Annotated in this window: 18 protein-coding genes; 13 read left to right on the top strand and 5 right to left on the bottom strand. The window is 67.3% G+C overall.

From position 1 onward, the window contains the following. Positions 1 to 63: 63 nt before the first annotated feature. The 9 genes from ACFOOQ_RS18165 to ACFOOQ_RS18125 all read left to right on the top strand — a co-directional run bounded on the left by ACFOOQ_RS18165 (position 64) and on the right by ACFOOQ_RS18125 (position 10,279). Complete coding sequence (locus tag ACFOOQ_RS18165) at positions 64 to 2,139, top strand: AsmA family protein (RefSeq protein WP_379729030.1); 2,076 nt, start codon at positions 64 to 66, stop codon at positions 2,137 to 2,139. Next, positions 2,136 to 2,990, top strand: coding sequence for a YihY/virulence factor BrkB family protein (locus ACFOOQ_RS18160; protein WP_379729029.1), 855 nt, complete (start codon positions 2,136 to 2,138; stop codon positions 2,988 to 2,990). Before ACFOOQ_RS18165 ends, ACFOOQ_RS18160 begins: the two co-directional genes overlap by 4 nt. 86 nt (positions 2,991 to 3,076) lie before the next feature. Beyond that, positions 3,077 to 4,846 carry a dihydroxy-acid dehydratase gene (gene ilvD, locus ACFOOQ_RS18155; RefSeq protein ID WP_449265819.1) on the top strand — a complete coding sequence of 590 codons (1,770 nt, stop codon included), beginning with the start codon at positions 3,077 to 3,079 and terminating at the stop codon, positions 4,844 to 4,846. Positions 4,847 to 4,898: 52 nt separating this feature from the next. Further along, positions 4,899 to 5,489, top strand: coding sequence for a class I SAM-dependent methyltransferase (locus ACFOOQ_RS18150; protein ID WP_379729028.1), 591 nt, complete (start codon positions 4,899 to 4,901; stop codon positions 5,487 to 5,489). Positions 5,490 to 5,557: 68 nt separating this feature from the next. Continuing rightward, entirely contained in the window at positions 5,558 to 7,096 is a 1,539-nt protein-coding gene (locus tag ACFOOQ_RS18145) for a M81 family metallopeptidase (RefSeq protein WP_379729027.1), read from the top strand. 973 nt (positions 7,097 to 8,069) lie between these two features. Beyond that, positions 8,070 to 9,074, top strand: a complete 1,005-nt coding sequence (locus tag ACFOOQ_RS18140; RefSeq protein WP_379729025.1) for a fatty acid desaturase family protein — start codon at positions 8,070 to 8,072, stop codon at positions 9,072 to 9,074. A 106-nt stretch (positions 9,075 to 9,180) separates the two neighbouring features. Then, positions 9,181 to 9,465, top strand: coding sequence for a toxin-antitoxin system TumE family protein (locus tag ACFOOQ_RS18135; protein ID WP_379729024.1), 285 nt, complete (start codon positions 9,181 to 9,183; stop codon positions 9,463 to 9,465). Continuing rightward, positions 9,462 to 9,833, top strand: a complete 372-nt coding sequence (locus ACFOOQ_RS18130) for an HVO_A0114 family putative DNA-binding protein (protein ID WP_379729023.1) — start codon at positions 9,462 to 9,464, stop codon at positions 9,831 to 9,833. The genes ACFOOQ_RS18135 and ACFOOQ_RS18130 overlap by 4 nt, the downstream gene beginning before the upstream one ends. A 2-nt stretch (positions 9,834 to 9,835) precedes the next feature. Beyond that, the gene (locus ACFOOQ_RS18125; RefSeq protein ID WP_379729022.1) at positions 9,836 to 10,279 is read left to right on the top strand and encodes a hypothetical protein; all 444 of its coding nucleotides are present in this window, start codon (positions 9,836 to 9,838) and stop codon (positions 10,277 to 10,279) included. Here ACFOOQ_RS18125 and ACFOOQ_RS18120 read toward each other — a convergent pair. Then, positions 10,271 to 11,155, bottom strand: coding sequence for a helix-turn-helix domain-containing protein (locus ACFOOQ_RS18120; protein ID WP_379729021.1), 885 nt, complete (start codon positions 11,153 to 11,155; stop codon positions 10,271 to 10,273). The genes ACFOOQ_RS18125 and ACFOOQ_RS18120 overlap by 9 nt on opposite strands. Before the next feature lie 107 nt (positions 11,156 to 11,262). Between ACFOOQ_RS18120 and ACFOOQ_RS18115 the strand changes: the two genes are divergently transcribed. From ACFOOQ_RS18115 to recQ, 3 genes are all read left to right on the top strand, one after another. Beyond that, on the top strand, positions 11,263 to 11,646 hold the full coding sequence (locus ACFOOQ_RS18115) for a VOC family protein (RefSeq protein WP_379729019.1): 384 nt from the start codon (positions 11,263 to 11,265) through the stop codon (positions 11,644 to 11,646). Positions 11,647 to 11,898: 252 nt separating this feature from the next. After that, positions 11,899 to 13,242, top strand: a complete 1,344-nt coding sequence (locus tag ACFOOQ_RS18110) for an MFS family transporter (protein WP_379729018.1) — start codon at positions 11,899 to 11,901, stop codon at positions 13,240 to 13,242. 306 nt (positions 13,243 to 13,548) lie between these two features. After that, positions 13,549 to 15,456, top strand: a complete 1,908-nt coding sequence (recQ, locus tag ACFOOQ_RS18105) for a DNA helicase RecQ (protein ID WP_379729017.1) — start codon at positions 13,549 to 13,551, stop codon at positions 15,454 to 15,456. Here the strand turns inward: recQ and ACFOOQ_RS18100 are convergent. The 3 genes from ACFOOQ_RS18100 to ACFOOQ_RS18090 all read right to left on the bottom strand — a co-directional run bounded on the left by ACFOOQ_RS18100 (position 15,453) and on the right by ACFOOQ_RS18090 (position 17,600). Beyond that, a complete protein-coding gene (locus tag ACFOOQ_RS18100) occupies positions 15,453 to 16,229 on the bottom strand; it encodes an exodeoxyribonuclease III (RefSeq protein WP_379729016.1) in 777 nt (258 codons plus the stop codon). The genes recQ and ACFOOQ_RS18100 overlap by 4 nt on opposite strands. Positions 16,230 to 16,276: 47 nt before the next feature. Beyond that, positions 16,277 to 17,161: an alpha/beta fold hydrolase gene (locus ACFOOQ_RS18095; protein WP_379729015.1), complete on the bottom strand. Its 885-nt coding sequence runs from the start codon at positions 17,159 to 17,161 to the stop codon at positions 16,277 to 16,279. A 130-nt stretch (positions 17,162 to 17,291) separates the two neighbouring features. Next, entirely contained in the window at positions 17,292 to 17,600 is a 309-nt protein-coding gene (locus tag ACFOOQ_RS18090) for an ArsR/SmtB family transcription factor (protein WP_379729014.1), read from the bottom strand. A 71-nt stretch (positions 17,601 to 17,671) separates the two neighbouring features. Here ACFOOQ_RS18090 and ACFOOQ_RS18085 point away from each other — a divergent pair, with 71 nt between their 5' ends. Next, a complete protein-coding gene (locus tag ACFOOQ_RS18085) occupies positions 17,672 to 18,640 on the top strand; it encodes a threonine/serine dehydratase (RefSeq protein WP_379729013.1) in 969 nt (322 codons plus the stop codon). Between the two features lie 30 nt (positions 18,641 to 18,670). On the opposite strand, the gene erpA is transcribed toward ACFOOQ_RS18085, so the two are convergent. Beyond that, positions 18,671 to 19,066: an iron-sulfur cluster insertion protein ErpA gene (gene erpA, locus ACFOOQ_RS18080; RefSeq protein WP_379729012.1), complete on the bottom strand. Its 396-nt coding sequence runs from the start codon at positions 19,064 to 19,066 to the stop codon at positions 18,671 to 18,673. Between the last annotated feature and the right edge of the window lie 59 nt (positions 19,067 to 19,125).

Raw genomic sequence — 19,125 nt, 5'->3', positions numbered from 1 at the left:
AGGGATACTGCTGATCCGGGAGGCTGCCATGGCCGCATTTGAGCCCCGGGGGATGTTTAAGAAATGAACCGGGAATCGCCACAACCGGCGGTCCGGCCGAGCTGGCGGCGATGGCTACTGGGCAGTCTCACCGTGCTTGTCGTGGTGATCGGCGGGACCGTGGCGCTGTTCGACTGGAACTGGCTGCGCGACCCCGTTGCCTCTGCACTCAGCGATGCCACCGGCCGCAATGTGCGACTGGATGGTGACCTGTCCGGGCAATGGTCGCTGCACCCGCGTCTGGTGATCGAGGATTTCCATATGGCCAATGCCGACTGGGCAGCCGAGCCGGAAATGGCAGCGGCCCGGCGGATCGAGGTGGTGATCGACCTGCCGGCCCTGCTGCATGGCCGGATCGAGATTCCGGACCTGCGGCTTGTTGACCCGAAAATCGATCTCGAACGCCAGGCCGATGGCCGCTCGAACTGGACGCTCGGCGCGAAGGAAGCTGCCGATGCGGCCACGCCGGATGATCGCCACGAGATGCCGGTGATCGGCCGGCTCAGCGTCGAGAACGGCCGACTGCGGTATCGCGATGCGAAGGCCGGCCTCGACATCGACACCCGGATTTCTACCGTCACGGGCCAGGGCGGGACGGGTCAGGGTGGGCAGGCCGGCGGCGAGATGCGCCTCGAGGGCGAGGGGCGCCTGCATGGCGAGCCCTTTCGTCTGACTGCACGCGGCGGTTCGCTGCTGGCGCTGCGCGAAGGCAACGATCCCTATCCGCTGACGGTCGATGCCCGGGTCGGCGAAACCCGGGGCCGCATCTCCGGCACGCTGGCGGATCCGATCCGCTTCGAAGGCCTCAATCTCGATGTCGCGCTGACCGGCCCCAATCTCGGCCGGCTGACCCGCATCACCGGCGTGCCGCTGCCCGCGACGCCGCCCTATGACCTGAAGGGCCATCTGCGTCGTGACGGCGCCATACTGCGCATCGAGGATATGGCCGGCCGTGTCGGCAACAGCGATCTGGCCGGCAAGCTCCGCATCGATACCGGCCGCGAGCGCCTGTTTATCGGCGCCGACCTGCATTCGAAGGTGCTGGACTATCGCGATATCGGTCCCCTGATCGGCCTGTCGCCGCCGGCCGCCGTGGAAGCAGCGGGCGGGGCGCCGCAACCGAAGCAGGCCAGTGCGGCGCCGCCTGCGGCCGGCAAGGCTGCGCCGTCAGAACCGGCGCCTGCATCTCCGCCGGCAGGCGATGCGCCGCCGCCGCGCGTGTTGCCGGATGCGCCGCTGGCCGCCGAACAGATCCGCGCCGTCGATGCCAAGGTGACCTTCCATGGGGACAAGGTCGAGGCGCCGAATGTGCCGCTCAATGCCGTCGACCTTGACCTGACCCTGCAGGATGGCCTGCTGCTGCTCAAACCGCTGCGGCTCGGCGTTGCCGGCGGCCAGGTCAATGCCGATATCCGCCTCGATGCCCGCCATGATCCGGTCACCACGGATTACGACATCCGGCTCAGCAAGTTCCGGCTGGAGCGCTTCCTCGACAGCGCCGGCCTGTCGGGTTCCGGCAACGGCATCATCGACGGGCGGATCCGGCTGACCGGGCAGGGCGATTCCGTGCGCAAGTCGCTCGGCAGCGCCAACGGCAATATCCGTTTCGTCATCGACCATGGCACCATCTCCAATCTGGCCGTGGCGCTGGCCGGCCTCGACATCGCCCGCGCGCTCGGCCTCTGGGCGACCGGCGATGCGCCGATCCCGCTGCGCTGTTTCGTGGCCGATTTCGATGTCCGCAAGGGCGTGATGACCCCGAAAACCTTCGTACTGGATTCCAGCAACAGCACGCTGACCGCCGAGGGCAATGTCAGCCTGGCAGATGAACAGCTTGACCTGCGGCTGCTGGCGCATCCGAAAACGCCGACCCTGGTCAGTGCGCGCACCCCGATCACGGTCAGCGGCGCCTTCAGCCGTCCTTCGGTCGGCGTCGAGGCCGCACCGCTGGGTGCACGGGCGGCCGGCGCGGCGGCACTCGGCGTGCTGCTGACGCCGCTGGCCTCGATCCTTGCCTTCATCGATCCCGGCCTGGCGCAGGACAGCGACTGCGCGGCGCTGATCCATGCTGCCGGCCCCAAGGCAGGTGGCGGTAAATGACCCGGTGGCCGGTTCTCGTGCTCTACCAGGCCGGCCGGGCGATGGCGCGCAGCCTGGCTCTCGAACTGGCCGGACATATCGCCTATACGGCGCTGCTGGCGATCTTCCCGTTCCTGATTTTCCTCGCCGCTCTTTCCGGCTTTCTCGGCAGTGGTGCGGAAAGCCTCGCCACCGTGGAGGATGCGGTCAACCTGCTGCCAGGCGATGTCGCCCGTACCCTGCTGCCGGTGATCCGCGAGGTGCTGACTTCGCGTGACAGCGGCCTGCTGACCCTCGGCCTGCTTGGCGCGCTGTGGGTGGCGTCAAACTGCATCGACGCCCTGCGCATTGCGCTCAATTCCGCCTATGGCTTTGACGAGCCGCGGCCGTGGTGGCGGGTCAAGCTGAGTAGTCTCGGTGCCATCGTGATCGGCGCCGTGGTCTTTCTCGTCCTGTCGGTGGTCGTGGTGCTCGGTCCGGTGATCTGGGACGGGCTGCTGTGGCTGCTGCCGCTCAGCGACAGCGACCACTGGGCTTTCGGCGCGCTGCGCTACGGCGTTGCCGCCGTAGTGCTGCTGGGCGGCCTGCTGGCCCTGCATTGCTGGCTGCCGGGGCGGCGGCTCGCGCTGGAGGCGTTGCTGCCCGGTGTGCTGGTCACCGCACTGCTCTGGCTCGGCGCCGCCAGCCTGTTTTCCTTCTATGTCGCCAATCTCGGCAACTACACGGCGACCTATGGCAGCCTCGGCGGCGTGATCATCACCCTGGTCTTCTTCTACATCTCGGCGGTCCTGTTCATCTTCGGCGCCGAGGTCAATGCCGCCCTGCTGCGCCGCCAGGGCCGCATGGGACGCAAAAAACCGGTATCCGGCTAGACATCATCTCTGGTCCGGCGGCCGGCCGCTGGCTATGCTCCGGACCCTGTGCTTTTCCGATGTCCGTCCCAGGGAGCGACCAGCCCATGAAAAAGCCCACAAAAAAGGCTGCACCGAAGCGCAAGTCCGTCATGAAGGGCGGCAAGATCGACAAGGCGATGCTGCCCAGCCGCCATGTCACCGAGGGCCCGGAGCGGGCGCCGCATCGCAGCTTCTATTACGCCATGGGCCTGACCGAGAAGGAAATCCACCAGCCCTTCGTCGGCGTGGTGACCACCTGGAACGAGGCCGCGCCCTGCAACATCACACTGGGCCGCCAGGCGCAGTGGGCGAAGAAGGGCGTGAAGGCAGCCGGCGGCACGCCGCGCGAATTCACCACCATCACGGTGACCGATGGCATCGCCATGGGGCACCAGGGCATGAAGTCGTCGCTGATCAGCCGCGAGGTGATCGCGGACTCGACCGAGCTGACCGTGCGCGGCCATTGCTATGACGCCCTGGTCGGCCTGGCCGGCTGCGACAAGTCGCTGCCCGGCCTGATGATGGCCATGGTGCGCCTGAACATCCCGTCGGTCTTCATGTATGGCGGCTCGATCCTGCCCGGCAGGTTCCGCGGCAAGGATGTCACCGTGATGGACGTCTTCGAGGGAGTCGGCAAATACGCCGCCGGCGAGATGAAGCCGGCCGACCTGCATGAGCTGGAATGCGTGGCCTGCCCGTCGGCCGGGTCCTGCGGCGGCCAGTTCACCGCCAATACCATGGCCTGCGTGTCGGAAGCCATCGGCCTCGCCCTGCCGGGTTCCGCCGGTGCGCCGGCGCCCTACGAGACCCGCGACCAGTATGCCGAGGCCTCGGGCAAACAGGTCATGGAGCTGATCAGGCTCGGCATCCGCCCGCGCGACATCGTCACCCGCAAGGCGCTGGAGAATGCCGCCCGCGTGGTCGCCGCCACCGGCGGTTCGACCAATGGCGCGCTGCATCTGCCGGCCATCGCTCATGAGGCCGGCATCCGGTTCGACCTCGACGACGTCGCCAGGATCTTCAAGTCGACGCCCTATATCGCCGACCTCAAGCCGGGCGGGCGGTACGTAGCCAAGGACATGTACCAGATCGGCGGCGTGCAGGTGGTGCTCAACGAGCTGTTCAAGGGCGGCTACATCCACGGCGACTGCCTGACGGTGACCGGCAAGACCATCGAGCAGAACCTGAAGGGCGTGAAATTCCCGAAAGACCAGGACGTGGTGCGCCCGATCACCAACCCGATCACGCCGACCGGCGGTGTCGTCGGCCTGAAGGGCAACCTCGCGCCGCGCGGCGCCATCGTGAAGGTCGCCGGCATGCACCGCCTGAAGCATGTCGGGCCGGCGCGGGTGTTCGACAGCGAGGAGGCCGCCTTCGAGGCGGTGCAGGCCAAGAAGTACAAGGAAGGCGACGTCATCGTCATCCGCTACGAGGGCCCGAAGGGCGGTCCCGGCATGCGCGAGATGCTGTCGACCACCTCGGCGATCTACGGCCAGGGCATGGGCGAGAAGGTGGCGCTGCTCACCGACGGCCGCTTCTCCGGCGCCACGCGCGGCTTCTGCGTCGGCCATGTCGGGCCCGAGGCGGCGGTCGGCGGGCCCATTGGTCTGATCAAAAACGGTGACATCGTCACCATCGATGCGGTCAAGGGCATCCTCAGCGTCGATGTCTCGGCCAGGGAGATGGCGGCGCGCAAGAAAAAGTGGAAGCCGCGCAAGACCGAATACCAGTCGGGTGCGCTGTGGAAATACGCCCAGACCGTGGGCGACGCCCATGACGGCGCGGTAACCCACCCCGGCGGCAAGGCGGAGGTCGAATGCTACGCCGATATCTGACCGGACCATCGAAGGGCGACCCGGTGGCGCGCTTTCTTTTTGGCGACCCAACATGACCGACAGCACAAGCACCGACGGCTATACGGCCGAAGCCGACGTTCTCGCCGAGCGCTATGAACGCATCCGCTTCGAGGATGTGCATGCCGCAATTCTGCACCTGCTGCCGGCCACGCCGTGCCGCGCCATCGATATTGGCGCCGGCACCGGCCGTGACGCCGCGGCACTGGCGGCGCGCGGCCATGCGGTGACCGCGGTCGAACCGACGGCGGCGATGCGGGCGCATGGCCAGCGCCTGCATCCCGGCAGCGGCATCACCTGGATCGACGACGGCCTGCCCGACCTGGCGCGGGTCGAGGGCACGTTCGACCTCGTCATGCTGACCGCCGTGTGGATGCATCTCGACGCCGGCGAGCGCGCACGGGGCATGGCGCGGCTGGCGGCATTGCTGGCACCGCAGGGCCTGGCGGCGATGACGCTCCGGCACGGGCCGGTGCCGCCCGGTCGCCGCATGTTCGAGGTCTCCGGCGCAGAGACCGTGGCGCTGGCGGCCCCGCACGGCCTGCAGGCGGTTCTGCAGGCGCAGCGCGGCGACATGCACGGCCGCGAGGTTACCTGGACCCAGCTTGTGCTGCGCCGGGTGTAGCGAACGGCCATGGACAGCCTGTCCGTATCCTGACTAAGCTCGCGGAAACAACCAGCGAGCCCCCAGCCATGACCTTTCGCGTTGCCATTGCCGGCTTCCAGCACGAGACCAACACCTTCGCGCCGCAGAAGGCGACGCTCGACAAGTTCGTCCGTGGCGAGGGCTGGCCGGCGCTGACCGAGGGCGCGGCGATCTACGCGACCTTCGAGCCGATGAACATCCCGATCGGCGGCTTCATCGCCGAGGCGAAGAAGAAGAAATGGGCGCTGCATCCCATCGCCTGGGCCGCCGCGCAGCCATGCGCCCATGTCACCGACGAGGCCTTCGAGCATGTGGTCGGCAAGATCGTCGATGGCGTGGCCGCGCTGCAGGGCCGCATCGACGCGGTCTATCTCGACCTGCATGGCGCCATGGTCACCGAGAGCCATGAGGACGGCGAGGGCGAGATCCTGCGCCGCGTGCGTGCAGTTGTAGGCCCGGACATACCCGTCGTCGCCAGCCTCGACCTGCATGTCAACATCACCGAGGCGATGGTGCGATACAGCGACGCGCTGATCGCCTATCGCACCTATCCGCATCTCGACATGGCGGTGACCGGCGGCCGCGTCGCGCGGCATCTGGAACAGCTGCTGACCGGCGAGCGGTCGAAGCAGGCGAAAGCGCTGCGCAAGCTGCCGTTCCTGATCCCGCTGACCGCGCAATGCACCTTCATCGAGCCGTGCAGGAGCATCTATGAGACTCTCGGCCAGATGGAGCTGGGCGCCGTCTCGTCGCTGTCGTTCGCGCCGGGCTTCCATCCGGCCGATATCCGCGACTGCGGCCCGGCGGTGATCGCCTATGCCGACACGCAGGATGCCGCCGACCGCGCGGCGGATGCGCTGGCCCGCCAGATCGCCGAGCGCGAGGGCGAGTTCCGCACCCGGCTGCTGTCGCCCGAGGCCGCCATTGCCGAGGCGCGGGCGATGATCCGCGCCGGCGCCAGCAAGTCGGTGGTGCTGGCCGACGTGCAGGATAATCCGGGTGCGGGGGCGACCTGCGACACCACGGGCCTGATCGCCGCGCTGGTGGCCGAGGGCGTGCCGGACGCCGCGGTCTGCGCGCTGTATGACCCGGAGACGGCGCGGCTGGCGCATCAGGCCGGCGAGGGCGCCACGCTCGAGATCGCCATCGGCGGCAAGCTCTATACCGACCACGGCGCCGGGCCGTTCCGCCACCGCTTCGAGGTCGCCAGGCTCGGCGACGGCAAATTCCTCTGCACCGGGCCGTTCTATCGCGGCACCCAGGCGAAGCTGGGGCCGCAGGCCCTGCTGCGCATCCGCAACCCGGAATCGCCCCAGGGCCGCGGCGTCGACATCCTGGTCAGCTCGACCCGCATGCAGGCCGCCGACAAGGAGCAGTTCCGCCAGCTCGGCATCGAGCCGGGCCAGCGCCCGATCCTCGGCCTGAAAAGCACGGTGCATTTCCGCGGCGACTTCACCGACATCGCCCACGAGATCCTGACCGTCGAGAGCCCTGGCGCCTTCATCGAGCGGGCCGAGACCCTGCCGTACAAGCACCTGCGCAGCGGTATCCGGCTGTTCCCGCAGGGCCGGGTGCATGCCGGCTGACGCATACCGCATTATGCACCGGTGCTGACCGTTCCGGTCCGTTTGTGACCGTTGCGGCCCGTTCTGGCCCGCTGGTGACCGTTTCTGACCGTTCGGGACCGTTTCTGACCGTTTCTGACCGTTCGGGACCGTTTCTGACCGTTTCGCACCGTTGGCGACCGCTGAGGACCGGCGGGGTCTGCCCGGATGCGCCGGGGCGGTACCCGGACAAGAACAAAATGGGTATCCGGCGGCCCGCCGGCAAGAGCCGTCGTCCCGCGCAATTTTCAGGATACGCGCCGTTCTCTGAAATTTTCGCGGCCGGTCAGGCGGTCTTCCGGATCTGCCGGACCCCGGCGCGCGCTGGCGCTTGGCCGGGGTGACGATTTGTGGGGGCGCTCCCGAAGCCCCGCCGTCCGAAACCCCGCCATCCCATAACCCGTCACCCCGGGCCAGACCTGGGGTCCATGCGGCGATGCCGTAGCGCAACCGGCGGGATGGCAGGCGCGGCAAGGGCGGCTGGACCCCGGCTCGCGCTGGCGCTTGGCCGGGGTGACGGTTTGTGGGGGGGCGGCCATGGAAGGTCGAACCCTGACTCGTCACCCCGGGCCAGACCCGGGGTCCATGCGGCGGCGCCGTAGCGCAGGCGGCGGGACGGCCTGCGCGGCAAGGGCGGCTGGACCCCGGCTCGCGCTGACGCTTGGCCGGGGTGACGGTTTGTGGGGGGCGGCCATGGAAGGTCGAACCCTGACTCGTCACCCCGGGCGCAGACCCGGGGTCCATGCGGTGGCGCCGTAGCGCAGGCGGCGGGATGGCAGGCGCGGCAGGGGCGGCTGGACCCTCGGGGCAAGCCCGAGGGTGACGGTTTATGGGAGCCGGCCATGGACGCCCGATCACGAATGAACGGGCCTGCCGCAAGGACAGGATTTATGCCCCGCCGCCGGCGCGCTAGACTGGCCGGCAACGACACGGACGACCAGCGGAGGAGAGGCCAGTGCAGGAGGAATCCGCCGAGGCCGTGGCGGCAAGGCCGGTGCGCCATGCCCGCGACCTGTTCACGCCGGAAGAGATCAAACGGCTCGGCCGCCGCTCGGACCTCGCCGGCGCCCTGCTGGTGCTGCATGCCTGGGCGCTGATCGGCGGCGCCATGGCGGTGTTTGCCGCCTGGCCGAACCCGCTCACCTTCATCGCGGCCGTGATGGTGATCGGCGGGCGGCAGCTCGGCCTCGCCATCCTGATGCATGACGCCGCCCATGGCCTGCTGTTCCGCACACGGCGCTGGAACGAATTCGCCGGGCAGTGGCTCTGCGCCTGGCCGGTCGGCACCGACCTGCATCTCTATCGCCCCTATCACCTGAAGCATCATCGCTTCACCCAGCAGGCCGAGGACCCCGACCTGGTGCTCTCGGCGCCGTTTCCGATCACGCGCAGGAGTCTCTGGCGCAAGATCCGCCGCGACCTGACCGGCGAGAGTGGCTTTCGCCGGCGGCAGGCGCAGTGGCGCGAGGCATGGGAAGGCGAATTGGCTTGGACGGAGCGCCGCGCGCGACTGAGCCAGCTCGGCATCACCGGCGGGCTGGCCGCCAACCTCGTGCTGCTCGCGGGACTCACTGCCATCGGCACCTGGTGGCTCTATCCGGTGCTGTGGCTGCTGCCGCTGTTCACCTGGTACCAGCTGGTCAGCCGCATCCGCAACATCGCCGAGCATGCCATGGTGCCCGACAACGACGACAGTTTACGCAACACGCGCACGACCCATGCCGGGCCGCTGCTGCGCCTCGTGCTGGCGCCCTACCGGGTGAACTACCACCTCGAACACCATCTCGCCCTGCAGGTGCCCTGCTGGAAACTGCCGCAGGCGCACCGCATGCTGCTGGCGAAAGGCTGGGGCGAGAAGATGGAGATTCAGAAAAGCTACGCCGCCGTGCTGCGGCTGGCGGCGAGTGCGCTGTCGGAGCGGGGCGGCGGTGCGAGCGGCCCGAAAGCGCAGCATATCTGAGGGGCGCAGCATATCCGACGCGCCCCGAGCGGTGACCGGCGGCCCTGCATACAGGTGTTGGCATAATTGACAACAGCCGGCCGGCCGTGCTGTAATTCCTGCCAACATGAAGGCCGAGTTGCTGATGCGCGAGGTCTGGCGGCTCGACGAGCATGCGGCGGTCGAGATCGTTATCTGGCGCCTGCCGAAACCGCTGGCCGGATCGCGCCACGGTTTCAAATACCGGCTGGCCTATATCGAGCGGAATCGCTGCGTGCTGCGCTACGACAACGAGGCGGGCAAGGGCGACCACCGCCATGCCGGGCGCCGCGAACAGGCCTATGACTTCAGCGACCCGGATACCCTGCTGGCGGATTTCTGGCGCGATGTTGACGAGTGGAGGCGCAGATGAGCAGCAAACCGGCGACAGACGGACCCGCGAATACCGTGACCATCGGCATCGCCGACCTGGCAGACGTGAAAAGCCGCGCCCGCGCCGCCTTTCGCGGCAGGAAGCAGGGTGCCCATATCACCTTCGCCTCGCATGACCTGCTGATGAAGACGCTGACGCCGAAACGCTGGGACCTGCTGCGCGCCATGACGGGGCTCGGGCCGACCGGCATCCGCCCGCTGGCGCGGCGGGTGGAGCGCGACGTGAAAAGCGTGCACCGCGACGTGCAGGCGATGCTGAAAGCCGGCCTGCTGCAGGCCACCGACGACGGCAAGGTGGAATTCCCCTGGGACGCCATCCATGTGGATTTCATGCTGAAGGCGGCGTGAGGGTGCGCCTGCTGGCGAAGGGGTACGGTGGATGGATGGAGATTCGGAAGTCGTATGTAGCCATGCTGCGACCGGCGGCGAGTGCGATGGGCGCGAGCGGAGGTAAGGATCGCCTGCCCGGCGGAATGTCACAAATCGTTGTCGATATGCTATCAAAAAAGCGGCTCGAATTTTCTAGTGATGCAGAAATTCGATTTGTAACCGACTCTTTGACTGTGGATGAAAAATGGGCAGGCAATTTAGTTGGTAGCCATATTGATTCTAATGTTGAAAATCCGAATAAATTTGTGCATGTCGAAATTGATTTAGATAAAATGATCGATGCAATTGTTCTGCACCCGAAAAGTGGATCCGAATATAAAAATAAAATTATCAATATGATTGAAATGACGCGCGATAATCCGAGTGACTTAATTCAAAAAATAAAAACATCTTCGTTAGCATGAATATATCCACTCTTTCGGAGTCATTCGAAATATTTCCTTGAATCTCGCATTGAACGTCGACAGGTCGCCGAAGCCGGCGTCGTAGGCAATCGCCGCGATGCTGTCGGTGCTCTCGCGTAATCGCACCGCCGCGCGGCGCAGGCGTAAACCCAGCAGCCAGTCATAGGGCGTGCTGCCGGTGATGCGGCGGAAGCTGCGCAGGAAATGGTATTTGCTCATGCAGGCGAGCGCCGCCAGCGCATCGAGGCTGTGCGGCTGGTCCTGCGTCTCTTCCATATGCCGCAGCACGGCGGCGATGCGCCGGTGGTCGCGGGGCGAGGGCGCGGCGGTGGTCGGCGTCTCGCCGCTCGCCGTGGTCAGCACCGCCTCGGCCAGGCGGATCGCGGTCTCCTCGATCTGAGCGCTGTCGCTCTCTGGCGACCGGGCATCCGGCGCGGCCAAAGCTTCGAGGCCGGCCAGGGCTTCGAGGCCGGCCAGCAGCGGCGTCAGCCGGCGCACACTGGCCGGCAGCATGGCATGGCGGAAGCGGAAGCGGCTGCTGCCGGCATGGCTGGCGGCGATCTCGGCGAAATAGTCGGGCGCGAAATGCAGCGAGAGGCAGCGGTCGCCGGCGCTGTGATCATGGCCGCATTCGAAACAGGCGCCGCTGTTGCCGAGCAGCAGGGCACCGGCATGCAGCAGCGCGGTGCCGCTGTCGGTGCGGTAGCGGAAGCTGCCGGCGGCGACCAGCGAGATCGAGGCGCTGTCGTGGCGTTCCTCGAAGGCGCGGTCGGCCGGGCCGGCCGTGCACAGGATGTCGCGGAACAGCCAGCCGTTGCCGGCCGCAATGGTGCGGCTGGCGAGCTTCGGTGGCGGCGCGGTTTCGGCGGTCGGCATGATGGAAGAATAGCAATATTCCCCAAGTGCCGGGAGGGGGCATCGGGCAGTCTGCGCGGCGCCAGTATGACGGACACCGTCAGACCCACACAGAGGACTGCCTTCCGATGCTCAACCACATTTCCTTCGGCGTCGCCGATCTCGCCCGCAGCCGCAAATTCTACGATGCCGTGCTCAAGCCGCTGGGCCTTGCCTGCACCGCGCCGGGCGACACATCGCTCGGTTACGGCGATGCGGCCGGCGCCATTGCGCTGTGGCTGCTGGCGGCCAAGAAGCCGGTCAGGGCCGAGGCGCAGAACGGCCTGCATGTCTGCTTCGATGCGCCCAGCCGCAAGGCGGTCGATGCCTTCCATGCCGCTGCCCTGAAGGCCGGCGGGTCGGACAACGGCCGGCCCGGCCTGCGCGCCGATTACGGGGCGCACTATTACGCCGCCTTCGTGATTGATCCGGACGGCTATCGGCTGGAGGCCTTCTGCGGGGCGGCAAAGTAAGCGCCGACCGGCGGGCGCTTCGCACCTGCAATATACTGCAGGGTTTGTGACCGCCGACATTGTTTGCAGACAGATGAGTTGGCAGGCTCGGGGCAGTTTTCCGGGCCTGCCGCGCCTGTCGCGGGTAACCATCCGCCGTTCCGGACGGTCTCTCCCGGCCGGTTTTATCCCGGCCTGTTCCGCCCCGTCCGCAGCGCGATCTGCATCCGGCAGCCCGCCGATAAAAAAACATGCCGCCCAGGAGCCTCCCCCATGTCCGCCCCCGCCACCCTGCCTGCCGGCACCGCCGCCGGCCAAGCCACCCCTGACTCCGGTTCTCGTGACACCGCACGCCGCGTCTGGGCCATCGTCGCCGGCTCGTCCGGCAACCTCGTCGAATGGTATGACTTCTACGTCTATTCCTTCTGCGCGCTGTATTTCGCGCCGGCCTTCTTCCCGCAGGGCAACACCACCACCCAGCTGCTCTCGGCCGCCGGCGTCTTCGCCGCCGGCTTCCTGATGCGGCCGATCGGCGGCTGGTTCTTCGGCCGCTTCGCCGACCGCCGGGGCCGCCGCGCCGCCATGGTGCTCTCGGTGATCCTGATGTGCAGCGGCTCGCTGGTGATCGCCGTGCTGCCGACCTATGACACGCTGGGCAATGCCGCCGCCGTGCTGCTGGTGCTGGCCCGCCTGCTGCAGGGCTTCTCGGTCGGCGGCGAATACGGCACCAGCGCCACCTACATGAGCGAGGTCGCCGTCGCCAGGCACCGCGGCTTTTTCGCCTCGTTCCAGTATGTCACGCTGATCGGCGGCCAGCTCGTCGCCGTGCTGGTGCTGGTGATCATGCAGCAGTTCCTCAGCCATGCCGAACTGTCGGCCTGGGGCTGGCGCGTGCCGTTCTTCATCGGCGCGGTGCTGGCGGTGATCGCGCTGTACCTGCGCCGCGCCCTGCCGGAGACCGCCAGCAAGACCGACCGCAGCCGCAAGGAGGCCGGCACGCTGGCCGGCCTGCGCGTGCATTACAAGGCGGTGCTGCAGGTGCTGGGCCTGACCGCGGCAGGCTCGCTGCTGTTCTACACCTATACGACCTACATGCAGAAATACCTGGTCAACACCGCCGGGATGAACGCGAAAACCGCCAGCGAGACGATGACCGTGGTGCTGCTGGTCTACATGCTGATGCAGCCGCTGTTCGGCGCCATCGCCGACCGCATCGGCCGCAAGCCGGCGCTGCTGGCCTTTGCCGTGCTCAGCATCGTCAGCACGGTGCCGCTGCTGAGTGCCATCGGCCATGTGCAGAGCCCGGTGATGGCCTTCGTGCTGATCGTGGCCGCGCTCGCCATCGTCAGCTTCTATACGTCGATCAGCGGCCTGGTGAAGGCCGAGCTGTTCCCGACCCAGGTGCGCGCGCTCGGCGTCGGCCTGTCCTACGCCATCGGCAACGCGCTGTTCGGCGGCACGGCGGAATATGCCGCGCTCTGGTTCAAGCAGGCAGGCATCGAGAGCGACTTCTACTGGTATGTCACCGGCATGGCGGTGATCGCGCTGCTCGCGGTGATCTGGATGCCGGACAGCCGCCGCCACGGCCATCTCGGCGGCGACCACCCGGTGGAGTAGGGGCGCAGGCCGGATCGTTTACCCAGATCGTCACCCCGGCCAGATTGACCCGTTCACAAAGATCGTCACCCCCGGACTTGATCCGGGGGGCCATCTGTCCTTTCCGTGTCTCTGGTCGTGCGGTTTGTATGGTGACGGTGCCGCATGGATCCCCGGGTCAAGCCCGGGGATGACGGTTTTTTTATACGTCCGTCAAAGAAGCCGTACCGGCCCCATATCCCCCGGGGTCGAAGCGGCGGCCGGTCTCTGCTAAACCGGAGGGGCAGGGCGAATCGGCCCCTCCTTCCGGTTGGCATGACCTCTCAGATGTCTTCAGAGTCCGGCGCAGTTTCCGGCGAGTCCGCAGCGCTTTCCGATGCGTTGGCGGAGGCGCGCGCCGCCCTGCATTCGGTGTTCGGCTTCGACAGTTTCCGCGCCGGCCAGGCCGAGATCGTGCAGTGCCTGCTCGGCGGCGCCGATGTGCTGGCCGTGATGCCGACCGGTAGCGGCAAGTCGCTGTGCTACCAGCTGCCGGCGATTCTGACGGGCGGGCTGACCGTGGTGGTCTCCCCGCTGATCGCCCTGATGCGCGACCAGGTGCGCCAGCTGCAGGGGCTCGGCGTGAATGCGGCGGCGCTCAATTCCGCCAATTCCGAGGACGACAACACGCGCATCCACCGCGACCTGCGCGACGGCAGCCTGCGCCTGCTCTATGTGGCGCCGGAGCGGCTGGTGCGCGACGGCACCGTGGCGATGCTGAAACGGCATGGGGTGGGGTTGCTCGCCATCGACGAGGCCCATTGCGTCTCGCAATGGGGCCATGACTTCCGCCCGGAATACCTCGCGCTCGGCCAGGTGCGCGCCGAGCTGGGCCATCCGCCGACCATTGCGCTGACCGCTACGGCGGACGCGCCGACCCGCGCCGATATCGTGGCGAAGCTGTTCGGCGACAGCGATCCGCGGCTGTTCATCCGCAGCTTCGACCGCCCCAACCTGCACCTGATGATGCAGCCCAAGGCGAGCGCCAAGCAGCAGATCGGCCGCTTCATCGCGGCGCGGCGGGGGCTGAACGGCATCGTCTACTGCTCGTCGCGCAAGCGCACCGAGGAGCTGGCGGCAGGTCTTGCCGGGATGGGCCACAACGCGCTGCCCTATCATGCCGGCCTCGATCAAAGCGTCCGCAACGCCAACCAGGACACCTTCCTGCGTGAGGACGGCGTGGTGATGGTGGCCACCGTGGCGTTCGGCATGGGCATCGACAAGCCGGACGTGCGCTATGTCTGCCATGCCGACCTGCCGGCCAATGTGGAAGCCTATTACCAGGAGATCGGCCGTGCCGGCCGCGACGGCCTGCCGGCCGAAACGCTGACGCTGTATGGCCTCGACGACATGCGGCTGCGCCGCCTGCAGATCGAGCAGGGCGAGGCCAGCGAAGACCGCAAACGCATCGAACGGCAGCGCTTCAACGCGCTGGTCGCACTCTGCGAAAGCCCGCGCTGCCGGCGGCAGACCCTGCTCGCCTATTTCGGCGAGGAGAGCGGCCCCTGCGGCCATTGCGACCTCTGCCAGGACGACGTCGCGCGCTTCGATGCCACGGTGGAGGCGCAGAAGGCGATGTCGGCGATGGCGCGTACCGGCCAGCGCTTCGGCACCGAGCATCTGGTGCAGATCCTGCTCGGCAATGCGACCGACGCCATCCTGCGGCTGGAGCATGACCGGCTGCCGACCTTCGGCGTCGGCAAGGACCGCGATGCTCATGCCTGGCGCTCGATCTTCCGCCAGCTTTATGGCGCCGGACTGATCGACCTCGATATAGCCGGTCATGGCGGCTGGTTCATCACCGACCAGGGCCGCGCCGTGCTCAAGGGGCAGGCGACGGTGGAACTGCGCGTCGAGAGCCTGACCGGCGGTCGCGCCAAGGACCGGAGGCGCGGGGCGGGTGCGGCGGCCGTCGCCGAAGCCGCACTCTCGGCCGGCGACCAGACGCTGCTTGCGGCGTTGAAAGACCTGCGGCGCAAACTTGCCACCGAGCTGCAGCAGCCGGCCTATCTGGTGTTCTCCGATCGCACGCTGATCGAACTGGCGATCAAGCGGCCGCAGAATCTCTACCGGATGGCGGATATCCACGGCATCGGCCAGGCCAAGCTCGACCGCTTCGGCGACGCGTTTCTCGATGTGGTGCTGGCGCATGACGCGCCGGATCGGCAGGCGCCAGGCCGGGATGCCGCCGACTAGGCCGCTGCGGCGATCTCGCAGATGATCGGCGTGTGATCGGAGGCCTTCTCGCGGCCGCGGGGGTTGCGGTCGATCTCGCAGGACACCAGCCGGTCGGCCAGCTGCGGCGACAGCAGGAAGTGATCGATGCGCAGGCCGTTGTTCTTCGGCCAGGCGCCGGCCTGATAGTCCCAGAAGGTGTAATCCACCTTGGTGGGGTGCAGGGCACGCCAGGCCTCGGTGAGGCCGAGATTGAGCAGGCTGCGGAACGCCCTGCGGCTGTCGGGCCAGCACAGGGCATCCTCGGCGAAGCCGATCGGATCGAACACATCGACATCCAGCGGGCAGACATTGTAGTCGCCGGCCATCAGGAAGGGGCGTTCCTCGGCGAGCAGTTCCGCGGCGCGCGCCTGCAGGCGGCGCATCCAGCCGAGCTTGTAGTCGTATTTCTCGCCCGGCCGCGGGTTGCCGTTCGGCAGGTAGAGGCCGCAGACCGTCACACCGCCGAAATCCGCCTCGATATAACGGGACTGCTCGTCGGCATCGTCGCCGGCCAGCCGCGTGCGCACGGCATCGGGCTTCTCGCGGCTGAGAACGGCGACGCCGTTATAGCTCTTCTGGCCATGGGCATGGACCTGATAGCCGAGCGACTGGAATTCCAGCACCGGGAAATCGGCGTCCTGGCATTTGATTTCCTGCAGCAGCAGCACGTCGGGCCGGGCCTCGCGCACCCAGTCGGTGGCATTGGCAAGCCGGGCCTTGATCGAATTGACGTTCCAGGAGGCGATTTTCATGGCCAAACGGAATAGCAGGAAAGCTGTGCCGAATGAAGGGGGCTACCTCACAACCGGTTCCGGGCCAGCCAGTCACTCAGGATGCCGGCGGCTTCCGTCGGATACTGGTCGACGAAGAAATGCCCGCCCGGCAGGCTGGCGGTGGACAGGTCATCGCATTTCTCGCGCCAGACAGCCGCCATATCGAACAGTTGTCCCATCAGGCCGGTGCTGCCCCAGAAGGCGAGCGTCGGGCAGGCGACGCGACGGGCGAGATCGGCGGTATCAAGGTCGAAATCGACCGTAGCGGCCGCGCGGTAATCCGAGCAGGCCCCGCGGATCGCATCTGGCTGGCGCCAGCAGCGCCGGTATTCGGCCACCTGCGCGGCGTCGAAATCCTCGATCCGGGTGGCGCCCCAGCCAACCAGACAGGTCTCGAAGAAGGCATCCGGATCGCGGGCAATCATGGTTTCAGGGAAGGGTGACGGCTGCGACAGGAAATACCAATGCCAGTAGGCCTTGGCGACCTGCCGGGTGACCGCGGCGAACATCGTGTGGGTCGGCACGATGTCGAGTACGGCCAGTGAGGCCACGCAATCCGGATGGTCGAGCGCCATGCGGTGGCCGGTGCGGCCGCCACGATCATGGCCGATCACATGGAAACGCCCGAAGCCAAGCTGCCGCATCAGCAGAATCTGATCACCGGCCATGGTACGGAAGGAATAGTTGCTGTGATCCGGCAACTCCGGCGGCTTGTCGCTGTCGCCATAGCCGCGCAGGTCAGCGCAGATCACCGTGTGGCTGCGCGCCAACACAGGCGCGACATGCGCCCACATGGCCTTGGTCTGCGGGAAGCCGTGCAGCAGCAGGAGCGGTGGACCGTTGCCGCCCGCGACATAACTGATGTCGATATCGCCGCAGCGTTGCGCAGCCGACCGGAATCCGTCGAACATCTGTTTCCTCTCCATGTGCGGACCTCGCGGGATCCGTCTCTCGTTTTTGCCGCATCAGCTAAACAGAGCCGGGCGGATTCCGGCATTGAATTATATTCAGTGCCGGTTGCGGATTTCTGCGCTGCCGCGATTACAACTCGCCGCCGATCGCTTTCTTCAGCGCGGCGATGCGCGTCTCGTTGCGTTTGTAGAAAATCCATTGACGGGTCTTCTTGGCGGTCAGCAGGCCGGCGCGGGTCAGCGTCGCCAGATGCACATGGGCGGTCGGCTGGCTGACGCCGAGCTTGTCGGCGATGAACACGCCGCAGACGCCATCCTTCACCAGATCGCCGTCGCGCTGTTCGGGGAAATGCGCGCGCGGGTCCTTCAGCCAGCCGAGGATGGCCAGCCGTTTCGGATTGGCGATGGCCTTCAGGCCGTCGAGGTCGCTGGCTTTCATGTCCTGCCGATGGACTTAGTCGATTAGCTAAGTTACTGTGCCATATTCCGTGTGTCAAACGAGGGATCGCCATGACCGCCGCTGTTGCCGCCGAAGCCGCCATTATTGACCGCGCCGGGGTGGAAGCGACGCTGCCGCTGATCCGGTCACATGTGCGCCGCACGCCGGTGCTTGAGGTGGCGGCAGCCGATCTCGGCCTAGCCGGCGATGCGCCGCCGGTGACGCTGAAGCTGGAATTCCTGCAGCATGCCGGTTCGTTCAAGCCGCGCGGCGCCTTCACCAACCTGCTGACCCGGCAGATACCGGCGGCCGGCGTGGTCGCAGCCTCGGGCGGCAACCACGGTGCCGCCGTGGCCTATGCCGCGAAGCAGCTCGGCATCCCGGCGAAGATCTTCATCCCGGAGGTGGCCTCGCCGACCAAGGTGGCGCAGATCCGCGGCTATGGCGCCGCGCTGGTGATATCCGGGCAGCGTTATGCCGATGCGCTGGCGGCCAGCGAAGAATGGATCGCGCAGTCGGGTGCGCTCGCCGTCCATGCCTATGACCATCCGGCGACCCTGCTGGGGCAGGGCACGGTGGCGCTGGAATGGGCGGAGCAGGCGCCGGAGCTCGATACCGTACTGGTGGCGGTCGGCGGCGGCGGCCTGATCGGCGGCATGGCGGCTTATTACGCCGGCGGCACGCGGCTGATCGGCGTCGAGCCGGAAGCAGCGCCGACCCTGACCATGGCGCTGGACGCCGGCCGCCCGGTCGAGGCGCCGGCGGGCGGCGTCGCCGCCGACAGCCTGGCACCGAAGCAGATCGGCGCGCTGGCCTTCGAACAGGCGCAGCGCCATGTGGCGGCCACGGTGCTGGTCACCGACGATGCCATTGTGGCGGCGCAGCGGCGCATCTGGGAGAGTTTCAGGATCGTGGCCGAGCCGGGCGGGGCGGCGGCGCTGGCGGCCGTGCTGTCAGGGCGCTACCGGCCGCAGGCCGGCGAGCGGATCGGCGTGCTGATGTGCGGCGCCAACAGCCATGCAGTCGATTTCGGCCGCTGAGGCCGGGACCGCCAGGTTGGGCGGCTGGCGTCAGATGGCGAAGGAATTGCCGCAGCCGCAGCTCGACGAGGCCTGCGGGTTGGCGATCTTGAAATAGGCGCCGGTCAGGTCCTCGATGAAGTCGATCTCGGCGCCGCGCAGGTATTCCACGGAGACGGTGTCGATCACCACCCGGGCGCCGTCGCGTTCGATGACGATGTCGTCGGCAGTTTCGGCATCGTCGAGGGTGAAGCCGTACTGGAAGCCGGAGCAGCCGCCGCCGGAGACGCTGATGCGCAGCGCCATGGCGGGATTGCCGTCCTGCGCCACGATGGTCCGCACCCGGCGCGCCGCCGAGGCGCTGACGGTCACCGGAGCCGCGCCGGCATCGGCCGGGGCAGTCTGGGCGCCGTTCTGGGGGCTGGTCTGGGTCGGCAGGTCGGTCACAGGGTCCTCACAGGTGTATTTACGCTTGGTTTACCAATAATTTGCCACATTGCATAAGC

Origin of the sequence: Ferrovibrio xuzhouensis, assembly GCF_042648965.1 — a bacterium.
Lineage (GTDB): Bacteria > Pseudomonadota > Alphaproteobacteria > Ferrovibrionales > Ferrovibrionaceae > Ferrovibrio > Ferrovibrio xuzhouensis.
Note: the sequence above shows the minus strand (reverse complement) of the source record. Positions and strands in the feature narration are given on the sequence as shown.